Below are 247 nucleotides of genomic sequence, written 5' to 3' on the forward strand. Positions count from 1 at the left end.
GTTCGGAGACGTCCTCGCCGATCAGGATCTTTTCCAGCGCTTCGCAGCCAGCAGGCGTTTCGGGCTCGATAACCACCTCGACCCGTTCGAGATGGGCCGCAAAGCCTTTGCGAGGACGCGGAGCGCGCTTCGCTTTCGAGCCGCCCGCAGACTTCTCCATCTGCGCTTCGATGGCCGCCACGCCGGTTTCGATCTCGTCGAAGACCAGCGCATACTGCTCCTCGCTCAGCGCACCGGTCCGCAACCG

Annotated in this window: 1 pseudogene; it reads right to left on the minus strand. The window is 64.4% G+C overall.

Going from position 1 to position 247, the window contains the following annotated elements:
* Window positions 1–247, minus strand: a pseudogene (locus tag EOD29_RS36805) (IS66 family transposase); the annotation flags it as partial.

It is taken from the genome of Mesorhizobium sp. M1A.T.Ca.IN.004.03.1.1 (assembly GCF_003997555.1).
Taxonomy (GTDB): Bacteria; Pseudomonadota; Alphaproteobacteria; order Rhizobiales; family Rhizobiaceae; genus Mesorhizobium.